Source organism: Streptomyces sp. SDr-06, from assembly GCF_003324565.1.
Lineage (GTDB): Bacteria > Actinomycetota > Actinomycetes > Streptomycetales > Streptomycetaceae > Streptomyces.
The window spans coordinates 83,703-100,572 of record NZ_QOLA01000017.1; the positions used below are offsets into that span (position 1 = coordinate 83,703).

General features: G+C 70.8%; 13 protein-coding genes. 5 read left to right on the top strand and 8 right to left on the bottom strand.

All coding sequences use genetic code 11. The features are described 5' to 3' along the window. Positions 1-7 precede the first annotated feature (7 nt). Positions 8-1,207: a MarP family serine protease gene (locus DT019_RS28180; RefSeq protein ID WP_114039743.1), complete on the top strand. Its 1,200-nt coding sequence runs from the start codon at positions 8-10 to the stop codon at positions 1,205-1,207. Positions 1,208-1,228: 21 nt separating this feature from the next. Next, the gene (locus tag DT019_RS28185; RefSeq protein ID WP_114039744.1) at positions 1,229-2,581 is read left to right on the top strand and encodes a 6-phospho-beta-glucosidase; all 1,353 of its coding nucleotides are present in this window, start codon (positions 1,229-1,231) and stop codon (positions 2,579-2,581) included. 12 nt (positions 2,582-2,593) lie between these two features. Here the strand turns inward: DT019_RS28185 and DT019_RS40420 are convergent, their stop codons facing one another. The 6 genes from DT019_RS40420 to DT019_RS28215 all read right to left on the bottom strand — a co-directional run bounded on the left by DT019_RS40420 (position 2,594) and on the right by DT019_RS28215 (position 10,534). Next, positions 2,594-2,791 (bottom strand): hypothetical protein, encoded by a 198-nt coding sequence (locus DT019_RS40420; RefSeq protein WP_114039745.1) that lies wholly within the window; start codon positions 2,789-2,791, stop codon positions 2,594-2,596. A 116-nt stretch (positions 2,792-2,907) separates the two neighbouring features. Next, entirely contained in the window at positions 2,908-3,855 is a 948-nt protein-coding gene (locus DT019_RS28195; protein ID WP_114039746.1) for an alpha/beta fold hydrolase, read from the bottom strand. Then, on the bottom strand, positions 3,852-4,328 hold the full coding sequence (locus DT019_RS28200) for a phage holin family protein (protein WP_114039747.1): 477 nt from the start codon (positions 4,326-4,328) through the stop codon (positions 3,852-3,854). The genes DT019_RS28195 and DT019_RS28200 overlap by 4 nt, the downstream gene beginning before the upstream one ends. Before the next feature lie 74 nt (positions 4,329-4,402). Continuing rightward, positions 4,403-5,794: a Na+/H+ antiporter NhaA gene (gene nhaA, locus DT019_RS28205; RefSeq protein ID WP_189389999.1), complete on the bottom strand. Its 1,392-nt coding sequence runs from the start codon at positions 5,792-5,794 to the stop codon at positions 4,403-4,405. Between the two features lie 254 nt (positions 5,795-6,048). Beyond that, positions 6,049-8,004: an acetate--CoA ligase gene (gene acs / locus DT019_RS28210; protein WP_114039749.1), complete on the bottom strand. Its 1,956-nt coding sequence runs from the start codon at positions 8,002-8,004 to the stop codon at positions 6,049-6,051. A gap of 205 nt (positions 8,005-8,209) precedes the next feature. Next, entirely contained in the window at positions 8,210-10,534 is a 2,325-nt protein-coding gene (locus tag DT019_RS28215; RefSeq protein WP_114039750.1) for a bifunctional SulP family inorganic anion transporter/carbonic anhydrase, read from the bottom strand. Positions 10,535-10,815: 281 nt separating this feature from the next. Between DT019_RS28215 and DT019_RS28220 the strand changes: the two genes are divergently transcribed. After that, the gene (locus DT019_RS28220; RefSeq protein ID WP_114039751.1) at positions 10,816-12,120 is read left to right on the top strand and encodes a hypothetical protein; all 1,305 of its coding nucleotides are present in this window, start codon (positions 10,816-10,818) and stop codon (positions 12,118-12,120) included. Here the strand turns inward: DT019_RS28220 and DT019_RS28225 are convergent. After that, on the bottom strand, positions 12,098-13,096 hold the full coding sequence (locus DT019_RS28225; RefSeq protein ID WP_114039752.1) for an ATP-binding protein: 999 nt from the start codon (positions 13,094-13,096) through the stop codon (positions 12,098-12,100). The genes DT019_RS28220 and DT019_RS28225 overlap by 23 nt on opposite strands. 102 nt (positions 13,097-13,198) lie before the next feature. On the opposite strand from DT019_RS28225, the gene DT019_RS28230 reads away from it, so the two are divergent. Further along, positions 13,199-14,017: an oxidoreductase gene (locus DT019_RS28230; RefSeq protein WP_114039753.1), complete on the top strand. Its 819-nt coding sequence runs from the start codon at positions 13,199-13,201 to the stop codon at positions 14,015-14,017. Positions 14,018-14,470: 453 nt separating this feature from the next. Here DT019_RS28230 and DT019_RS28235 read toward each other — a convergent pair whose 3' ends face one another. Next, positions 14,471-15,307 carry an HAD family hydrolase gene (locus DT019_RS28235; protein ID WP_114039754.1) on the bottom strand — a complete coding sequence of 279 codons (837 nt, stop codon included), beginning with the start codon at positions 15,305-15,307 and terminating at the stop codon, positions 14,471-14,473. A gap of 457 nt (positions 15,308-15,764) precedes the next feature. On the opposite strand from DT019_RS28235, the gene ssd reads away from it, so the two are divergent. Continuing rightward, positions 15,765-16,868, top strand: coding sequence for a septum site-determining protein Ssd (gene ssd, locus DT019_RS28240; protein ID WP_114039755.1), 1,104 nt, complete (start codon positions 15,765-15,767; stop codon positions 16,866-16,868). Positions 16,869-16,870: the final 2 nt, after the last annotated feature.

Sequence of the window (16,870 nt, forward strand, 5' to 3'; positions counted from 1 at the left end):
TGGGCCCGTGAACGTGCTGGACATCCTGTTGCTGGTCGCCGCCGTGTGGTTCGCGATCGTCGGCTACCGCCAGGGCTTCGTCGTCGGCATCCTGTCGGTGATCGGGTTCCTCGGCGGTGGTCTCATCGCCGTGTATCTGCTCCCGGTCATCTGGGACCAGCTGACCAACGAGTCCCAGGTCTCGACGACCGCGGCCGTCGTGGCGGTCGTCATCGTGATCGTCTGCGCCTCCGTGGGCCAGGCCTTCACCACGCACCTCGGCAACAAGCTGCGCCGGTACATCACCTGGTCGCCGGCGAGAGCCCTGGACGCCACGGGCGGCGCCCTGGTGAACGTGGTGGCCATGCTGCTCGTCGCGTGGCTGATCGGTTCCGCGCTGGCCGGGACGGCTCTGCCGACGCTGGGCAAGGAGGTCCGCAACTCCAAGATCCTGCTCGGGGTCTCCAACGTGATGCCTCCCCAGGCGTCCACCTGGTTCAGCGACTTCTCCTCGGTGCTCGCGCAGAACGGCTTCCCGCAGGTCTTCACGCCGTTCTCGAACGAGTCGATCACCGAGGTCCAGGCGCCCGACCCGAAGCTCGCGGGCAGCCCGGTCGCGGCCACCGCCAAGAAGTCGATCGTCAAGGTCGTCGGCATGGCCCCGAGCTGCGGCAAGCGCCTCGAAGGCACCGGCTTCGTGTTCGCCGACCGCCGCGTCATGACCAACGCGCACGTGGTGGGCGGCGTCGACGAGCCGACCATCCAGATAGGCGGTCAGGGGCGCACGTACGACGCGAAGGTCGTGCTCTACGACTGGCGGCGCGACATCGCGGTGCTCGACGTGCCGGAGCTGAAGGCGCCGCCGCTCCAGTTCACCTCCACCGACGCCCGCAGCGGCAACAGCGCGATCGTCGCGGGCTTCCCCGAGGACCACCCCTACGACGTCCGCTCCGCCCGCGTCCGTGGCCGCATCAGCGCCAACGGGCCGGACATCTACCACCGCGGCACCGTCCGCCGCGATGTCTACTCGCTGTTCACCACGGTCCGGCCGGGCAACTCCGGCGGCCCGCTGCTGACCCCCGAGGGCAAGGTGTACGGGGTGGTCTTCGCGAAGTCGCTCGACGACCCGGACACCGGGTACGCGCTGACCGCCGACGAGATCCAGGCCGACATTCAGCAGGGCCGCACGGCCAGCCAGCAGGTCGACAGCCAGCAGTGCGCCCTATGACCCCCTGACGAGAAGGCTGCGATGCGACTGACGATCCTCGGCGGCGGCGGCTTCCGCGTCCCGCTGGTGTACGGCGCCCTGCTGCGCGACCACGCGCCCGGGCGGGTCACCGAGGTGGTCCTGTACGACCTGGACGGGGCCCGGCTGCACGCGATCGGCAGGGTCCTCGCCGACCGGGCGTACGGAATCGAGGACGCGCCCCGGGTGCGCACCACCACCGACCTCGACGAGGCGCTGCGCGGCGCGGACTTCGTGTTCTCCGCGATCCGCGTCGGCGGCCTGGAGGGGAGGGCGGCCGACGAGCGGATCGCGCTCGCCGAGGGGGTCCTCGGGCAGGAGACGGTCGGCGCGGGCGGCATCGCCTACGGGCTGCGCACGGTGCCGGTCGCCGTGGAGATCGCCCGCCGCGTCAGGGCGGTCGCCCCCGAGGCCTGGGTCATCAACTTCACCAATCCGGCGGGCCTGGTCACCGAGGCGATGGCCGAGCACCTCGGCGAGCGCGTGATCGGCATCTGCGACTCGCCGGTGGGGCTGGCCCGCCGGGTCGCCCGCACGATCGGCGTCGACCCCGAGGCCGTGCGCCTGGACTACGCGGGCCTCAACCATCTGGGCTGGCTGCACGGGTTGTACGAGGGCGAGAAGAACGTCCTGCCGCGCCTGTTCGAGCAGGGCGACGAGCTGCTGACCTCCTTCGAGGAGGGCAAGCTGTTCGGCGCCGACTGGCTGCGCTCGCTGGGCTCGGTGCCCAACGAGTACCTGCACTACTACTACTTCAACCGCGAGGCGGTGAGCGCCTACCGGCGGGCCGAACAGACCCGCGGCGCCTTCCTGAAGGACCAGCAGGCACGTTTCTACGCCACGGCGGAGACCGTTCCCGACGCGTCGGTGTGGGCGGCCTGGGACCGCACGCGGGCCGAGCGCGAGGCCACGTACATGTCGGAGAACCGGGACGCGTCGGGCGCCGGTGAGCGCGCGGCCGAGGACCTGGAGTCCGGCGGGTACGAGAACGTGGCCCTCGCCCTCATGCGGGCCATCGCCAGGAACGAGGCGGCGACGCTCATCCTGAACGTGTGCAACGGGAACTCCCTGCGCGCGCTCGACGAGCGAGCCGTCATCGAGATCCCCTGCCGCGTCGACGCCGCGGGCCCCCGCCCGCTGCCCGTGTCGCAGCTGACGGGCCATGAGGCGGGCCTGGTCAACGCGGTGAAGGCAGTCGAGCGGTGTGTCCTGGAGGCGGCCGCGAGCGGGTCGGCGCGGGCGGCGGTGAAGGCCTTCGCGCTGCATCCGCTGGTCGACTCCGTCCAGGTGGCCCGAAGGCTCCTGGACGGCTACCGGGGCGCCCACCCCGGCCTCGGCTACCTCAGGGCCGACTAGGCACCGCGCCCGCTACGTACGGGCGTGCCGCAGCCGGGCCGAGACCCAGCGGGCCCGGCGCCGCAGAATGCGCGGAATCCCCACCTCCCGGGAATCGGGGGAGGGGTGTGGTGACCCCTGCCCCTGCGGGCCGCCCCTCTCGTACGAGACCGGCCCTGCGGCCGTTCGGCGGTTGCGTGCTGCGTCACCGTAGTCGTGCGTCCAGCCCATACCCCGACGTGTGCCCGGGGCCCATGGTCGGTAACCGCGTCAGAGGGGGCCAATTGGCCTATGCGCCGGGCAAGTGGCCGTTCGTAGGACAGCAGTTCCCCCACGGCCCTCGGAACTCAGCGATCCGGTTCCGGATCCTTCAGCCAGTTGACCAGTTCGGTCGAGAACGCGACCGGATCCTCCTCGTGCGGAAAGTGCCCCAGACCGTCGAACAGCCGCCAGCGGTACGGCGCTTCGACGTACTCGCCCGACCCGGCCGCGCTGCGGGTGCGCATCACCGGGTCCAGCGAACCGTGCAGATGGAGCGTGGGGACCCGGACCGGCCGCTTCATCCTCCGGTTGAACTGGATGCCGTCCGGCCGTGCCATCGACCGCACCATCCAGCGGTACGGCTCGATCGAGCAGTGCGCGGTGGACGGGATGCACATGGCGCGCCGGTAGGTCTCCACGGCCTCGTCCTCGGGCTGGCGCGGGCCCGACCAGTCCCGTACGAGCCGGGCCACCAACGCGCCGTCGTCCGCGACCAGCTGACGCTCCGGCAGCCACGGCCGCTGGAAACCCCAGACGTAGGACCCGGCCGAGGTCTGCTTGAAGTCGGCGAGCATCGCCGAGCGCCAGCGGCGCGGGTGCGGCATGGACGACACCACGAGCCGGCGCACCACCTTGGGCCGCATCACGGCCGCCGTCCACGCCAGATAGCCCCCGAGGTCGTGGCCGACCAGGGCCGCGTCGGGCTCGCCCAGGGACCGTACGACCCCGGTGATGTCGAGTGCCAGGTTGGCCGGGTCGTAACCGCGTGGGGTGCGGTCGCTGCCGCCCACCCCGCGCAGGTCCATCGCGACCGCCCGGAACCCGGCGTCGGCCAGCGCCGTCAGCTGATGGCGCCACGTCCACCAGAACTGCGGAAAGCCGTGCAGCAGCAACACCAGTGGGCCCTCGCCGAGTTCGGCGATGTGGAAGCGCGCCCCATTGGCCGCCACGTCCCTATGGGTCCAGGGACCATCGATGCGGACGGGGCTGCCGGTGCCGCCAGGGCTTCCGGTACCGGGATCGGGTGCGGTCATGCAGACGAGCGTGCCACAGTGGCGCCGGTGTCCGTGACCGTCACCTCGACGGTGGCCGGACGCGGGTGGGGCTTGACGCCCTGGAGGGCCGAGGCCGTCGCCTTGGCCGAGGCGATGGACTTCTCCGGCGGCTTCACCTTCTTGAACTTGGCCACGGCGAGCACCCCGAGCAGCGCGGCCACCACCAGGAACGCACCGCCCACGATGAGGAACGACCAGGCGAGCCCGAGCCCCAGGTTGTGGATGCCGTACGCCGCCGCGAAGCTCAGCACGGGCAGCGAGAACAGCGCGAGCACACCGGCCGTGCCGATGGCGAGGCCACCGATCGCGCCGCGCTTGGCGTCCTGGCGCAGCTCGGCCTTGGCCAGCGCGATCTCGTCGTGCACCAGCGCGGACATCTCGGCGGTCGCGGAGGCGACCAGCTGGCCGAGGCTGCGCTCGGCGCTGCCGGCGTTGTGGCTGGGGTCGCTCATCGCTGACTCCCTCATCTCTCTCGAATACCGACGGGTCGAACAGGGCCCACGGGTCCAACAGGTCCGTTGTCAGATCATGCCGGACTGTCGCCGTCGTCGCGCCCCGCCCCCGCCACTTGCGCCAGCCTGCGGTGCTCGGCCGCCTTGTTCTCGTAGATCTCGGCCATCCGCAGGTGGTACTCCGGCTTGTCCAGTTCGTACATGTCGGGGATGCCGTCCTGGTCGTCGTCGCGCTCCTCGTCCTCGACGAGCGCCTTGTACCTGCGCACCCGCATCTTGAGCAGGGCGGAGGCGAGGACGGCCGCCGTCAGGGAGCCCACGAGGACGGCGGCCTTGACCTCGTCCGTCAGCGTGGGTCGCCCGTCGAAGGCGAGTTCGCCGATGAGCAGCGAGACCGTGAAGCCGATGCCGGCGAGCGTGGCGACGGCGAACACGTCCGGCCAGGCCAGGTCGTCGTTGAGCTCGGCCTTGGTGAACCGGGCGGCGAGCCAGGTGCCGGCGAAGATGCCGAGCGCCTTGCCGACGACCAGGCCGAGGACGACGCCGAGTGTCTCGGGCCGGGTGAAGACGTCGGCCAGGGTGCCGCCGCTGATGCCCACGCCGGCCGAGAAGAGTGCGAAGAGCGGGACGGCGAGACCGGCCGAGACGGGCCGTACCAGGTGTTCGATGTGCTCGCCGGGAGAGTGCTCCTCTCCCTCGGTGCGATGGCAGCGGAGCATCAGGCCCATCGCGACCCCGGCGATGGTGGCATGGACGCCGCTGTTGTACATCAGCCCCCAGATGACGAGCGCCAGGGGGAGGTAGACGTACCAGCCGCGCACGCCCTTCCTGAGCAGCAGCCAGAAGACGACCAGGCCGACGAGGGCGCCGCCCAGGGCCGCGAAGTTGATGCCGCTGGTGAAGAAGACCGCGATGATCAGGATCGCGAAGAGGTCGTCGACGACGGCGAGGGTGAGCAGGAAGGCGCGGAGCGCGGAGGGGAGCGAGGTGCCGATGACCGCGAGGACGGCGAGCGCGAACGCGATGTCCGTGGCGGTCGGTACGGCCCAGCCGTCGAGGGAGCCGCCGCCGAGGACGTTGACGAGCGTGTAGACGAGAGCGGGGACCGCCATGCCGCAGAGGGCCGCGATCACGGGCAGCGCTGCGGCCTTCGGGTCGCGCAGATCACCGGCGACGAGTTCGCGCTTGAGCTCGATGCCGGCGACGAAGAAGAAGATGGCGAGCAGCCCATCGGCCGCCCAGTGCTGGATGGAGAGGTCGAGCCCCAGGGAGCTGATTCCGAGGTGGAAGCTCCGCACCGACTCGTAGCTCGAACCCAGGGTGTTCGCCCAGATGAGGGCGGCGATGGCGGCCACGAGCAGCAGCACGCCGCCGACGGTCTCGGCGCGCAGGGCGTTCGCGACGAAGGTGCGCTCGGGGAGCGAGAGCCGTCGGAGGAACTTCTGGGGCGGGGTGGGTATGGCCACGGGGCGACCTCCGGTCGGTTCGGCGGGCATGACTGAGCACGTTGCCGACCAGACTTCCCGGCGCACCTGACTTTCTTGTCGCGTCATTGACGCTTTGCTTACTTTACCTAACTTCATGGCGAGGTGTGCGGCGGGGCGGATCCGGTGATCGTCACTTTAGGGGCAGATCGGTAAAAAGGCGCGCGAACGTGGGCGGACGCACGCGCAGGGCCCGGCCGGAAGCCCGGCCGGGCCCTGCGATCGGCGGTCCTGGCTCAGTCCTCGCTGGCGGCGCTCGGCAGCTTGTTCTGGATCAGCGCCATCACCGAGGAGTCGGTCAGCGTGGTGACGTCACCCAGCTCACGGTTCTCGGCGACGTCGCGGAGCAGTCGGCGCATGATCTTGCCGGAGCGCGTCTTGGGCAGCTCCGCGACCGGCAGGACGCGCTTCGGCTTGGCGATCGGGCCGAGCGCCGAGCCGACGTGCGCCCGCAGCTCCTCGACCAGGCCCTCGCTCTCGGCGGCGGTGCCGCGCAGGATGACGAACGCCACGATGGCCTGCCCGGTCGTCTCGTCGGCGGCGCCGACCACGGCCGCCTCGGCGACCGAGGGGTGCGAGACGAGGGCCGACTCGACCTCGGTCGTCGAGATGTTGTGGCCGGAGACGAGCATGACGTCGTCGACGCGGCCGAGCAGCCAGATGTCGCCGTCGTCGTCCTTCTTGGCGCCGTCACCGGCGAAGTACCGGCCCTCGAAGCGCGACCAGTACGTGTCGATGAAGCGCTGGTCGTCGCCCCAGATGGTGCGCAGCATCGAGGGCCACGGCTCGGTCAGGACGAGGTAGCCGCCTCCGCCGTTCGGGACCTCGTGCGCCTCGTCGTCGACGACGGTGGCGCTGATGCCGGGCAGCGCCCGCTGCGCCGAGCCGGGCTTGGTCTCGGTGACGCCGGGCAGCGGCGAGATCATGATCGCGCCGGTCTCGGTCTGCCACCAGGTGTCCACGATCGGGCACGTGTCGGCGCCGATGTGCTTGCGGTACCACATCCACGCCTCGGGGTTGATCGGCTCACCGACCGAGCCCAGGACCCGCAGACTGCTCAGGTCGAACTTGGCGGGGATGTCGTCGCCCCACTTCATGAACGTACGGATCGCGGTCGGCGCGGTGTAGAGGATGGTCACGCCGTACTTCTGCACGATCTCCCAGAACCGCCCCTGGTGCGGGGTGTCCGGGGTGCCCTCGTACATGACCTGGGTCGCGCCGTTGGCGAGCGGCCCGTAGACGATGTACGAGTGCCCGGTGACCCAGCCGATGTCGGCGGTGCACCAGTAGACGTCGCTCTCCGGCTTCAGGTCGAAGACGGCCTGGTGGGTGTACGAGGCCTGGGTGAGGTAGCCGCCGGAGGTGTGCAGGATGCCCTTGGGCTTGCCCGTCGTACCCGAGGTGTAGAGGATGAACAGCGGGTGCTCGGCGTCGAAGGCGGTGGGCGTGTGCTCCACCGACTGACGGGCGACAATGTCGTCCCACCACACATCGCGTCCCTCGGTGAACGCGGTGTCCTGGCCCGTGCGGCGCACCACCAGGACGTGCTCGACCTGCGGGCACTTGGCGACCGCCTCGTCGATGGCGGGCTTCAGGGCGGACGGCTTGCCGCGCCGGTAGCCGCCGTCGGCGGTGATGACGAGCTTGGCGTCGGCGTCCTGGATGCGGGAGGCGACCGCGTCGGCGGAGAACCCGCCGAAGACCACGGAGTGCGCTGCGCCGACCCGGGCGCAGGCGAGCATCGCGACGGCCGCCTCGGGGATCATCGGCAGGTAGACCGCGACCCGGTCCCCGGCCCGGACACCCAGCTCCGTAAGGGCGTTGGCGGCCCTTGACACCTCGTCCTTGAGCTCGGCGTAGGTGAGGGAGCGGCTGTCGCCCGGCTCGCCCTCGAAGTGGATGGCGACCCGGTCGCCGTGGCCGGCCTCGACGTGCCGGTCGACGCAGTTGTACGCGACGTTCAGCTTGCCGTCGGCGAACCACTTCGCGAAGGGCGGGTTCGACCAGTCGAGGGTCTCGGTCGGTTCGGTGGCCCAGGTCAGGCGCCGGGCCTGCTCGGCCCAGAACCCCAGCCTGTCCGCCTCGGCCCGCTCGTACGCCTCCGCCGTGACGTTGGCGTTCGCGGCCAGCTCGGCGGGCGGCGCGAACCGCCGCTCCTCCTTGAGCAGGTTGGCCAGGCTTTCGTTACTCACGACATCTCCCTTTCCCAGGGCGTCCTATGTGCCTATGTGTCCCGGCCATAGCTCATCAGCCCAGCGGCCGGGTGACAAGAGTCTCCAGGGAATTGGTTTAGACCTGTAGGAGCGGCCGGTCGTCGGCGTGGCGCGCGTACGGCCTCTCCTGCGGGCAGGGAGCCGTGCGGGAGAGGCCGTACGCGATCGGAGAGGCGGGGCGGGTTCAGGCGTGCGTGTCCTCCAGGAGGTTGACGCCGATGCCCTCGAAGACCTCCGCGTGGTCGTCCGGAGCGAGCAGGTACGCCTGCGCCTCACCGACGTGGAAGTACATGCCGTGCAGCGCGAGGGTGCCGGCCGCGAGGGCGCGGGCCACCGAGTCGTGCCGGCGCAGATGCTCCAACTGCTGGACCACATTGGTCAGACAGAGCTGCTCCACGGCGTCGGCGGGCAGCCGCCCGGCGATGCGGGCCCAGGAGTGCCGCCGGCTCGCCATCCGCTCCAGACTCGGCTGCCCGTACCGCAGCCAGCGGCGCAGCGGGGTCATCGGCGCCCCGGGGCTGCTGTTGAGCAGCGCCTGCATCGCGCCGCAGCCGGAGTGCCCGCAGACGGTGATCGACTCGACCCGGAGGATGTCCACGGCGTACTCGATGGCCGCCGCGACGGAGTCGTCGGCGCCCTCGGTGCCCGGCGGCGGCACCAGGTTGCCGATGTTGCGCACGGTGAACAGGTCGCCCGGGCCGCTGGAAGTGATCATGCTGGTGACCAGCCGGGAGTCGGCGCAGGTGATGAAGAGCTGCTGCGGGCGCTGGCCCTCGCGGGCGAGCCGGGCCAGCTCGTCGCGCACCAGGGGCGCGGTGTTGCGCTGGAACGAGCTGAGCCCGCTGGCCAGTTGGTTCTGGTGGGTGTGCTGCGACGGGCGGTCCTGACAGTGGTGGTTGCGCCACGGCGTCCATGGGCGGCAGCAGGTGTGCGCGCTCGACGCGGGCTCGGCGATCCGCCCTCCGGCGCGCCCGGTGATCCGTACCGCGCCGCCGCGCGCCTGGTGGGTGCCTTGCCAGCTCTGCAGCGCCTCGAAGGCCGCGTGATCCATGAACGACCCGTCCAACTCCACCACGGCGTCGGCCCCTTGGGGGACGTGGCCGAGCGCCCGGGTCAGCCGGGGCACGGCGAGGAACGTCAACTGGCCGCGTGCGCGCACCAGATAGGTGCCGTCGGCCTGCTCCTGGGTGGTGATCCGCGTACGGGCCAGGCGGTGCAGCGCGACGGCCACGGCCACCGCGATGCCCAGGACCACTCCTTGCAGCACGCCCAGGACGAGCACCCCGCCCACGGACGCCACGTACACCAGGAACTCGCGGTGTTGGTGGACGTTGCGGATGTGCGCGAAGTTGACCATCTGGATGCCGACCATCATGACCAGGGCGGCGAGCGCGGCGAGCGGGATCCATTCGAGCACGGAGACGAGCAGCCCGGCCGCGAGCAGCACCCACACGCCGTGCAGCACAGTCGAGGCGCGGCCGGTCGCGCCCGCCCGGACGTTGGCGCTGCCGCGCACCGCCCCGCCGGAGACGGGCATTCCGCCGAGCAGCCCGGACACCGCGTTGGCGATGCCCTGGCCGCGCAGCTCGCGGTCGAGGTCGGCGCGCGGCGGGGCCGCGGCGCCCGGCCGCTCGGATGCCAGGCGGTCGACGGCGACGGCGGAGAGGAGCGACTCCAGGCTGGCCACCAGCGTCACCGTGAGCACGGCGGCGACGATGCCGAGCGCCGGGCCGTGCGGCAGCTCGGGCAGCACATGCGCGTCCCAGGAAGGCAGTTCGACCCGGGCGATGCCCGGCGCCGCGAGCGCGGCGACCCCGGTGGCGACCACGACACAGGCCAGCGCGGCCGGAACCTTGCGCAGCGCCTTTCCGGCCCGCCCGGGAACGCGGGGCCACAGCAGGAGCACGGCGATGGTCAGTGCGCCGATGAGCGGCGCGGCCGGGCCGACGTGGGCCAACTGGTCGGGCAGCGCGAGGGCGTTGTCCACCGCCGAGCTCTGCGGGGAGCCGCCGAGGACGATGTGGAGCTGGGCGAGCGCGATGGCGGCTCCGATGCCGGCGAGGGTGCCGTGCACGATGGCGGGGCTGACCGCCAGCGCGGAGCGCGCCGTCTTCAGTGCACCCAGGGCGACTTGGAGCAGCCCCGCGCACACGGTGATGGCGCAGCTGGTGCGCCAGCCGTACGTCTGGATCAACTCGGCGGAGACCACGGTCAGTCCGGCGGACGGCCCGCTGACGAGGAGGGACGAGCCGCCGAGGAGACCGGCGACGATCCCGCCGACACCGGCGGCGATGAGGCTGGCCTCCAGCGGCGCGTCGATGGCGACGGCGAGGCCGAGCGACATCGGGACGGCGAGCAGGAAGACGGTGATGGACGCCGACAGGTCGGCGCCCTGGAGGCGGAAGCGGCGGCGCCCGGGTCCGTCTCCCTGGGGAGCCGGGCGGCGCGGGCGCCGGATGCGAGGTGGGCGAGCTGGGGTCTTGGCGCGGGTGGGGACGCAAGCAGGCATGTTCCCGTCTCCTCCGGGGCAGCGCGGTCGCGGAACGAGGGGTCGCGGCCGTGGGTCACGGCAGTGCAGCGGCGGGATTCTCAACTCTCGGTAAATGAATCGTAATGCAGAGTAAAGCGGCTTCCTTCTCATTTAGGCCAAACAGGGCAATGATTCACTCTCAGGGGTGAATAGGCAGCTTTTCGTGCGGCTTGTCGTGCCGTTGTCCCTCAGTCTGCGTGCGACTTTTGCGGCGCCGTGACGGCATTCAACGCACATAACCGCAAGGAAGAGGTGGGCGGATGATCGCCGCCACGCACGCCAGGAAGAGGATCGCTGTCGGCGTCATCGCCGCGGCGCTGGCCGCCGGAGCCGCGGGCTGCTCCTCGGCCCCCGCCCCGACCAAGCCGGGCGCCCCCGCCGGTCACCAGGGCGCCGCCGCCCCCAACATCGCCCCGCACCTCATCGGGGACGGCTCCACCGCGTACACAGGGCTCCAGCCGCATCTGCTCAAGCCCGAGAAGCTGAAGCCGGGGCAGCAGCCGCCGCAGTTCGTGGTGTTCTCCTGGGACGGCGCCGGCGAGGACAGCCAGAAGCTCTTCTCGCACTTCCGCCAGGTCGCCAAGGAGTCCAACGCGACCATGACGTACTTCCTCAGCGGCGTGTACATGCTCCCGGACGCGAAGGCGAAGCTGTACACCGCGCCCAAGCACTCCGCGGGCACCTCGGACATCGGCTTCAACGACCTCAAGGGAATCAAGGACACCGTCACCCAGCTGCGCGCCGCGTGGCAGGAGGGCAACGAGATCGGCACCCACTTCAACGGCCACTACTGCGGGCCCGACGGCGGTGTCGGCACCTGGTCGGTGGACGAGTGGAAGAGCGAGATCGCGCAGGCCAAGTCCTTCGTGAAGAACTGGAAGACCAACTCCGGCCTGAAGGCGGAGGCCCCGCTCCCGTTCGACTACGACAAGGAACTCGTGGGCGGCCGTACCCCGTGTCTGGAGGGCCGCAAGAACTTCGTGGCCGCCGCGGGCCAGCTGGGCTTCCGGTACGACACCAGCGCCGTCAACGACCAGGTGTGGCCGAAGAAGAACGCCAACGGCGTCTGGGACCTGTCGATGCAGCTGGTGCCGGTCCCGGGCCGCGACTTCGAGACGCTGTCCATGGACTACAACTTCTACATGAACCAGTCCAACGCGACGACCGGTGACGCCGATCAGCACGAGTACTGGGGCAACCAGATGCGCGACGGCCTCCTCCAGGCCTTCGACCGCTCCTACAACGGCAACCGCGCCCCGCTGATCATCGGCAACCACTTCGAGTCCTGGAACGGCGGCGCCTACATGCGGGCCGTGGAGGACACCGTCAGGACGGTGTGCGTGAAGCGCGACGTCCACTGCGTCTCGTTCCGCCAGCTCGCCGACTGGCTCGACGCCCAGGACCCGGCGGTGCTCGCCAAGTTCACCTCGCTGAAGGTGGGCGAGGCACCGAAGGGCGGCTGGGCAGCCCTGGAGGCCGCCCAGCCCGCGGCCCCCGCGAAGCCGCAGGCTCCGCTGAAGCCGGCCGCGCCCCAGCCCGCCGTCAGGCAGGCTGCGGCTCACTGACCTCGGCGATCAGCGCCTCGCTCAGCACGAAGGCGGGGTCGACCTGCGCGGCCAGGTCGGCCCCGGTCTTCGCGTTGCCCCAGCTCTCCGCGTTCTTCAGGTGGAAGTGCACCATCTGCCGCGTGTAGCGCCCCCAGTCCCGGTTTCCGTACGAGTCGTCCGCCGCGTCCTGAAGGGACTGCAGGGCGAGCCGGTTGTCGGCCTCCAGGAGCTCGAAGCGGGGCGGGCGGCCCTTCTCCATGGCGCGCACCCAGTCGGAGTGACCGATGGTCACCAGCAGGTCGTCACCGACCTCGGCGCGCAGGAAGTCCACGTCGTCCTGGCCCTGCACCTTGTTGCCGACGACCCTGAGCGCGACCCCGTAGTCCCGGGCGTACTCCTTGTACTGGCGGTAGACGGAGACGCCCTTCCTGGTCGGCTCGGCCACCAGGAACGTCATGTCGAAGCGCGTGAACATGCCGGAGGCGAACGAGTCGGAGCCCGCCGTCATGTCGACGACGACGTACTCGTCCACCCCGTCCACCAGGTGGTTCAGGCACAGTTCGACCGCGCCGACCTTCGAGTGGTAGCAGGCCACCCCGAGGTCGGACTCGGTGAACGGGCCCGTGGCCATCAGCCGGATGTCGCCGTCGTCGAGCACGACCCGGCGCGCGCACGCCTCGTACACCGGGTTCGCCTCGCGCACCCGCAGCAGCCGGGAGCCATGGCCCGGCGGGGTCGTCTTGATCATGGTTTCGGTCGAGGCGATCCGCGGGTTGGTGCCGCGCAGGTACTCCTTGATGAGCGGCAGGTGCGCGCCCATCGCGGGCAGCGCCGCGGCCTCCTCCTCGTCGAGCCCGAGCGCGGCCCCGAGGTGCTGGTTGATGTCGGCGTCGACCGCGACGACGGCGGCCTCGTTGGCGGTGAGGTGGCGGATGAAGAGCGAGGACAGCGTGGTCTTGCCGCTGCCGCCCTTCCCCACGAAAGCGATCTTCATGTTCACCAAAGGTAATCGAATGGTGGCGTTGTGTATGCGAGGTGAGTGAAGAAGACCACTCGAAGGTGGGGTGCGGCTTGCGGACGCGTAGCCTCCTTACTTATGAGTACGAACGCCGCTGACCCTCTAGTCGCCCTCGGCGGGCTGCCGGGCGTCCCGGACGCCGTGGACTCCGTGCGCAAGGCCGTGGACCGGGTCTACGGGCACCGCGTGATGCGGCGCCGCAGCAACGAGATCACCTCGGAGGCGGCGCTGCGCGGGGCGCGCGGCAGTGCCGCCCTGTCCGGTGCGGACTGGGCGCTGGAAGAGGTGCGCAGGCGTACCGACTTCGGCAGCGAGCCCGAGGCGCGTGCGGTCGGCGCCGCTCTGCGGCTGACCGCCGAGGCGGGTCAACTGCTCTCCATCTGGCGGCAGTCGCCCCTGCGGGTGCTGGCCCGGCTTCATCTGGTGGCGGCCGCGGACGCGGATGACGCGGTCGGGCGGCCGAGGCAGCACGGCGAAGCGGTCGACGAGCCGCTCATCGAACTTCCGCTGCCTGGCGCGGACGAGGTGGCGGGTCGCCTCGAAGGCCTCTCCCGGCTGATCATCGCGGGCGGCTCGGCCCCCGCTCTGGTGACCGCGGCCATCGTGCACGGGGAACTGGTCGCGCTGCGGCCGTTCACCTCGTACAACGGACTCGTCGCGCGCACCGCGGAGCGGATCGTGCTGATCGGCAGCGGTCTGGACCCCAAGGCGATCTGCCCGGCCGAGGTCGGTCACGCGGAGCTGGGCCGGGCGGCCTACGCGGCGGCGCTCGAGGGCTATGTGTCGGGGACGCCGCAGGGCATGGCCGCCTGGATCACCCACTGCGGCAAGGCCGTCGAGCTGGGCGTGCGCGAGTCGACGGCGGTGTGCGAGGCGCTCCAGCGCGGCGCCGCGTAGGCGTCGGCCCGCTGTTCGGGGTCCCTCGGGGCTCGCCCTTTATGTGCGCGTCATGTACGTGTCGTGTCTTACGTACGGAAAAGGGTTGCGGCGGTATCGATGTCCGATACCGCCGCTGGCATGTCCACCGAGTTACCAAGCGTCCTCGAATGTTGCCCATCAGGCCGGGATTCTCTGCCCGTTCACCTGGTGCGGCTGGCCCGTAATCGACGGGTCGACGTCGCGTGGGTGCTCGATGTCCATGCTCGGTCCGTGGGGCCTTTATTGCGTAGAAGGTGATCCTCTCGGATGTCCCAGGTCTCGCGGGCCGTTGAGTCCTTTCTACTCCCGTCCGGCGAGAAGCGAAACCCCTGACCACAGTTCTTTACTTTTAGGTTCAAACAGGGGTGAAACGGACCTCTGCTTTCAGATGTGTTCCCCGGTCACGCCCTTCGGGCACGTTTACGCGCCGCCTCAGGCGGAGCCGGAGCCGCGCCGACGGCTGGCGTACCAGACGAGGCCGGCGGTCGCCGCCGCCGCGCCGACCCCCGCCGCGACCAGCAGGGCGGACCGGGGCGGCATGGTGAGCGCGGGCAGCCGTTGCTTGAGGCTGACGGGCCTGCTGAAGACGAGAATCGGCCATTCCCGCGCGGTCGCTTCACGGCGCAGGGCGCGGTCCGGGTTGACCGCGTAGGGGTGGCCGACGGACTCCAGCATCGGCACGTCGGTCGCCGAATCGCTGTAGGCGTAGCACCGTGCGAGGTCGTATCCCTCGGACGCGGCCAGCTCCTTGATGGCCTCGGCCTTCGTCGGCCCGTAGGCGTAGTACTCGACATCCCCCGTGAAGCAGCCGTCGTCGCCGACCACCATCCTCGTGGCCACCACCCGGTCCGCGCCGAGCAGTTCGCCGATCGGCTCGACGACCTCGGCACCGGAGGTGGACACGATCACGACGTCGCGGCCCGCGGCGTGGTGCTCCTCGATGAGGGAAGCGGCCTCGTCGTAGATGATCGGGTCGATCAGGTCGTGCAGGGTCTCGGCGACGATCTCCTTGACCTGCTGCACGTTCCAGCCCTTGCAGAGGGCGGACAGGTACTCGCGCATCCGCTCCATCTGGTCGTGGTCGGCACCGCCGGCGAGGAATACGAACTGCGCGTAGGCGGTACGCAGTACGGCGCGACGGTTGATCAGTCCTCCTTGATAGAAGGACTTGCTGAAGGTCAGGGTCGACGACTTGGCAATGACTGTCTTGTCCAAGTCGAAGAAGGCGGCGGTACGCGGCAACGAGTGGTTTTCCACGAGCCCGAGCATAGGCGCCCACCATTCGGCGTAAGCTGGGGCGCGTGGGTTTGCCTGAGAAGGCTCTCGGGTACACCATGGAAGTCACGGATCGTTCGCGACCGTGCTAACCCGGTCCGACTCCTCCCCCCCCGAGTCGGCCGTGGGGACGACCCCCGCTCTCCCCCCCGGCGGGGGTCGTCGCATGTCCGGACGCGTTTTCGGCCCCTCGAACCGACCGCCGTCCCCTCGCCTCGGCCTCGTTCTCCCCGCTCTGTACTGCCCAGGACTCGTCACTGTGTGTAGTGGTTGCGCTGCGCTCCGGGAGTCACCGGTATAGGTGAACGGGATATTCACAACGGGGATAGTTGTCCACAGATTTCGATCAAGATCCACATTATTTCGAGCCGCCCTCCACCGTGATTCCAGTGCGCGAAGTACGCGGACGCAGGAATCCGACTGAGAGGGGGCGGAAATCGTGGACGGAGCCATGGCATCCGACCGGCCGCCGGGCCCGGAGGGGCAGCGCGGCGGACCGCTGATCGTGACCGAGGACGAGGAACTGCTCGACGATCTGCTGCGGCTGTGCGCCGCGGCGGGCGCGGAGCCCGAGGTGTGCCACGGGGTGCCCGACCGCAGAGGCGGCTGGGAGAGCGCGCCGCTGATTCTGGTCGGTGACGACGCCGCTCCCCGGCTGCTCGGATCGGCCCGCAGACGCGGGGTGCTCCTGGTGGGGCGGAACCAGGACGACCCCGGTGTCTGGCAGACGGCGGTCGAGCTCGGCGCGGACCATGTGCTGCGCCTGCCCGACGCCGAGCCGTGGCTCGTCGACCGGATCGCGGACGCCGCCGAAGGCGTGGGACGACCGGCCCTGACGGTCGGCGTGATCGGCGGCCGGGGCGGCGCCGGGGCCTCGACCCTGGCCTGCGCCCTCGCGGTGACCGCCGCGCGTACGGGGCGGCGCACCATGCTGATCGACGGCGACCCGCTCGGCGGCGGCCTCGATGTGCTGCTCGGCGGGGAGCAGGCCGACGGCCGACGATGGCCGGATTTCGCCGCTTCGCGGGGCCGGGTCGCCGGGGGCGCCCTGGAGGAATCGCTGCCTCGGCTGCACCAGTTGAGGGTGCTGAGCTGGGACCGCGGGGACTGGGTGGTGATCCCGGGAGAGGCCATGCGGGCCGTGCTCGCGGCGGCCCGCCGCCGGGGCGGCGTGGTCGTCGTGGACCTGCCGCGCCGGATCGACGACTCGGTGGTCGAGGCGCTCGCCCAGCTGGACCTGGGGCTTCTGGTGGTCCCGGCCGAGCTGCGCGCGGTCGCGGGGGCCAACCGGGTCGCCTCCTCGGTCGGCATGGTGCTGCGCGATCTGCGCGTGGTCGTACGAGGTCCGTACGCGTCCGGGCTCGACGAGCAGTGGGTGGCCGGGGCGCTGGGCCTGCCGCTGGCGGGTGAACTGCCGTTGGAGCCAGGCCTGTTGGAGGCACAGGAGGGCGGCGCGCCGCCGGGGAGCGCCCCGCGCGGGCCGTTGGCCCGATTCTGCACGGCCTTCTGGGACCAGGCCCTCGCCGGTGGCCTCGCCGGGGGAGCGCTCTCGTGAAC

Bases quoted from the DNA above. Each gene is read 5' to 3' on its own strand.
- DT019_RS28185 (WP_114039744.1), top strand. From the start codon at position 1,229: ATGCGACTGACGATCCTCGGCGGCGGCGGCTTCCGCGTCCCGCTGGTG.
- DT019_RS40420 (WP_114039745.1), bottom strand. From the start codon at position 2,791: ATGGGCTGGACGCACGACTACGGTGACGCAGCACGCAACCGCCGAACG.
- DT019_RS28195 (WP_114039746.1), bottom strand. From the start codon at position 3,855: ATGACCGCACCCGATCCCGGTACCGGAAGCCCTGGCGGCACCGGCAGC.
- DT019_RS28200 (WP_114039747.1), bottom strand. From the start codon at position 4,328: ATGAGCGACCCCAGCCACAACGCCGGCAGCGCCGAGCGCAGCCTCGGC.
- DT019_RS28215 (WP_114039750.1), bottom strand. From the start codon at position 10,534: ATGCCTGCTTGCGTCCCCACCCGCGCCAAGACCCCAGCTCGCCCACCT.
- DT019_RS28220 (WP_114039751.1), top strand. From the start codon at position 10,816: ATGATCGCCGCCACGCACGCCAGGAAGAGGATCGCTGTCGGCGTCATC.
- DT019_RS28225 (WP_114039752.1), bottom strand. From the start codon at position 13,096: ATGAAGATCGCTTTCGTGGGGAAGGGCGGCAGCGGCAAGACCACGCTG.
- DT019_RS28230 (WP_114039753.1), top strand. From the start codon at position 13,199: ATGAGTACGAACGCCGCTGACCCTCTAGTCGCCCTCGGCGGGCTGCCG.
- DT019_RS28235 (WP_114039754.1), bottom strand. From the start codon at position 15,307: ATGCTCGGGCTCGTGGAAAACCACTCGTTGCCGCGTACCGCCGCCTTC.
- ssd (WP_114039755.1), top strand. From the start codon at position 15,765: ATGGCATCCGACCGGCCGCCGGGCCCGGAGGGGCAGCGCGGCGGACCG.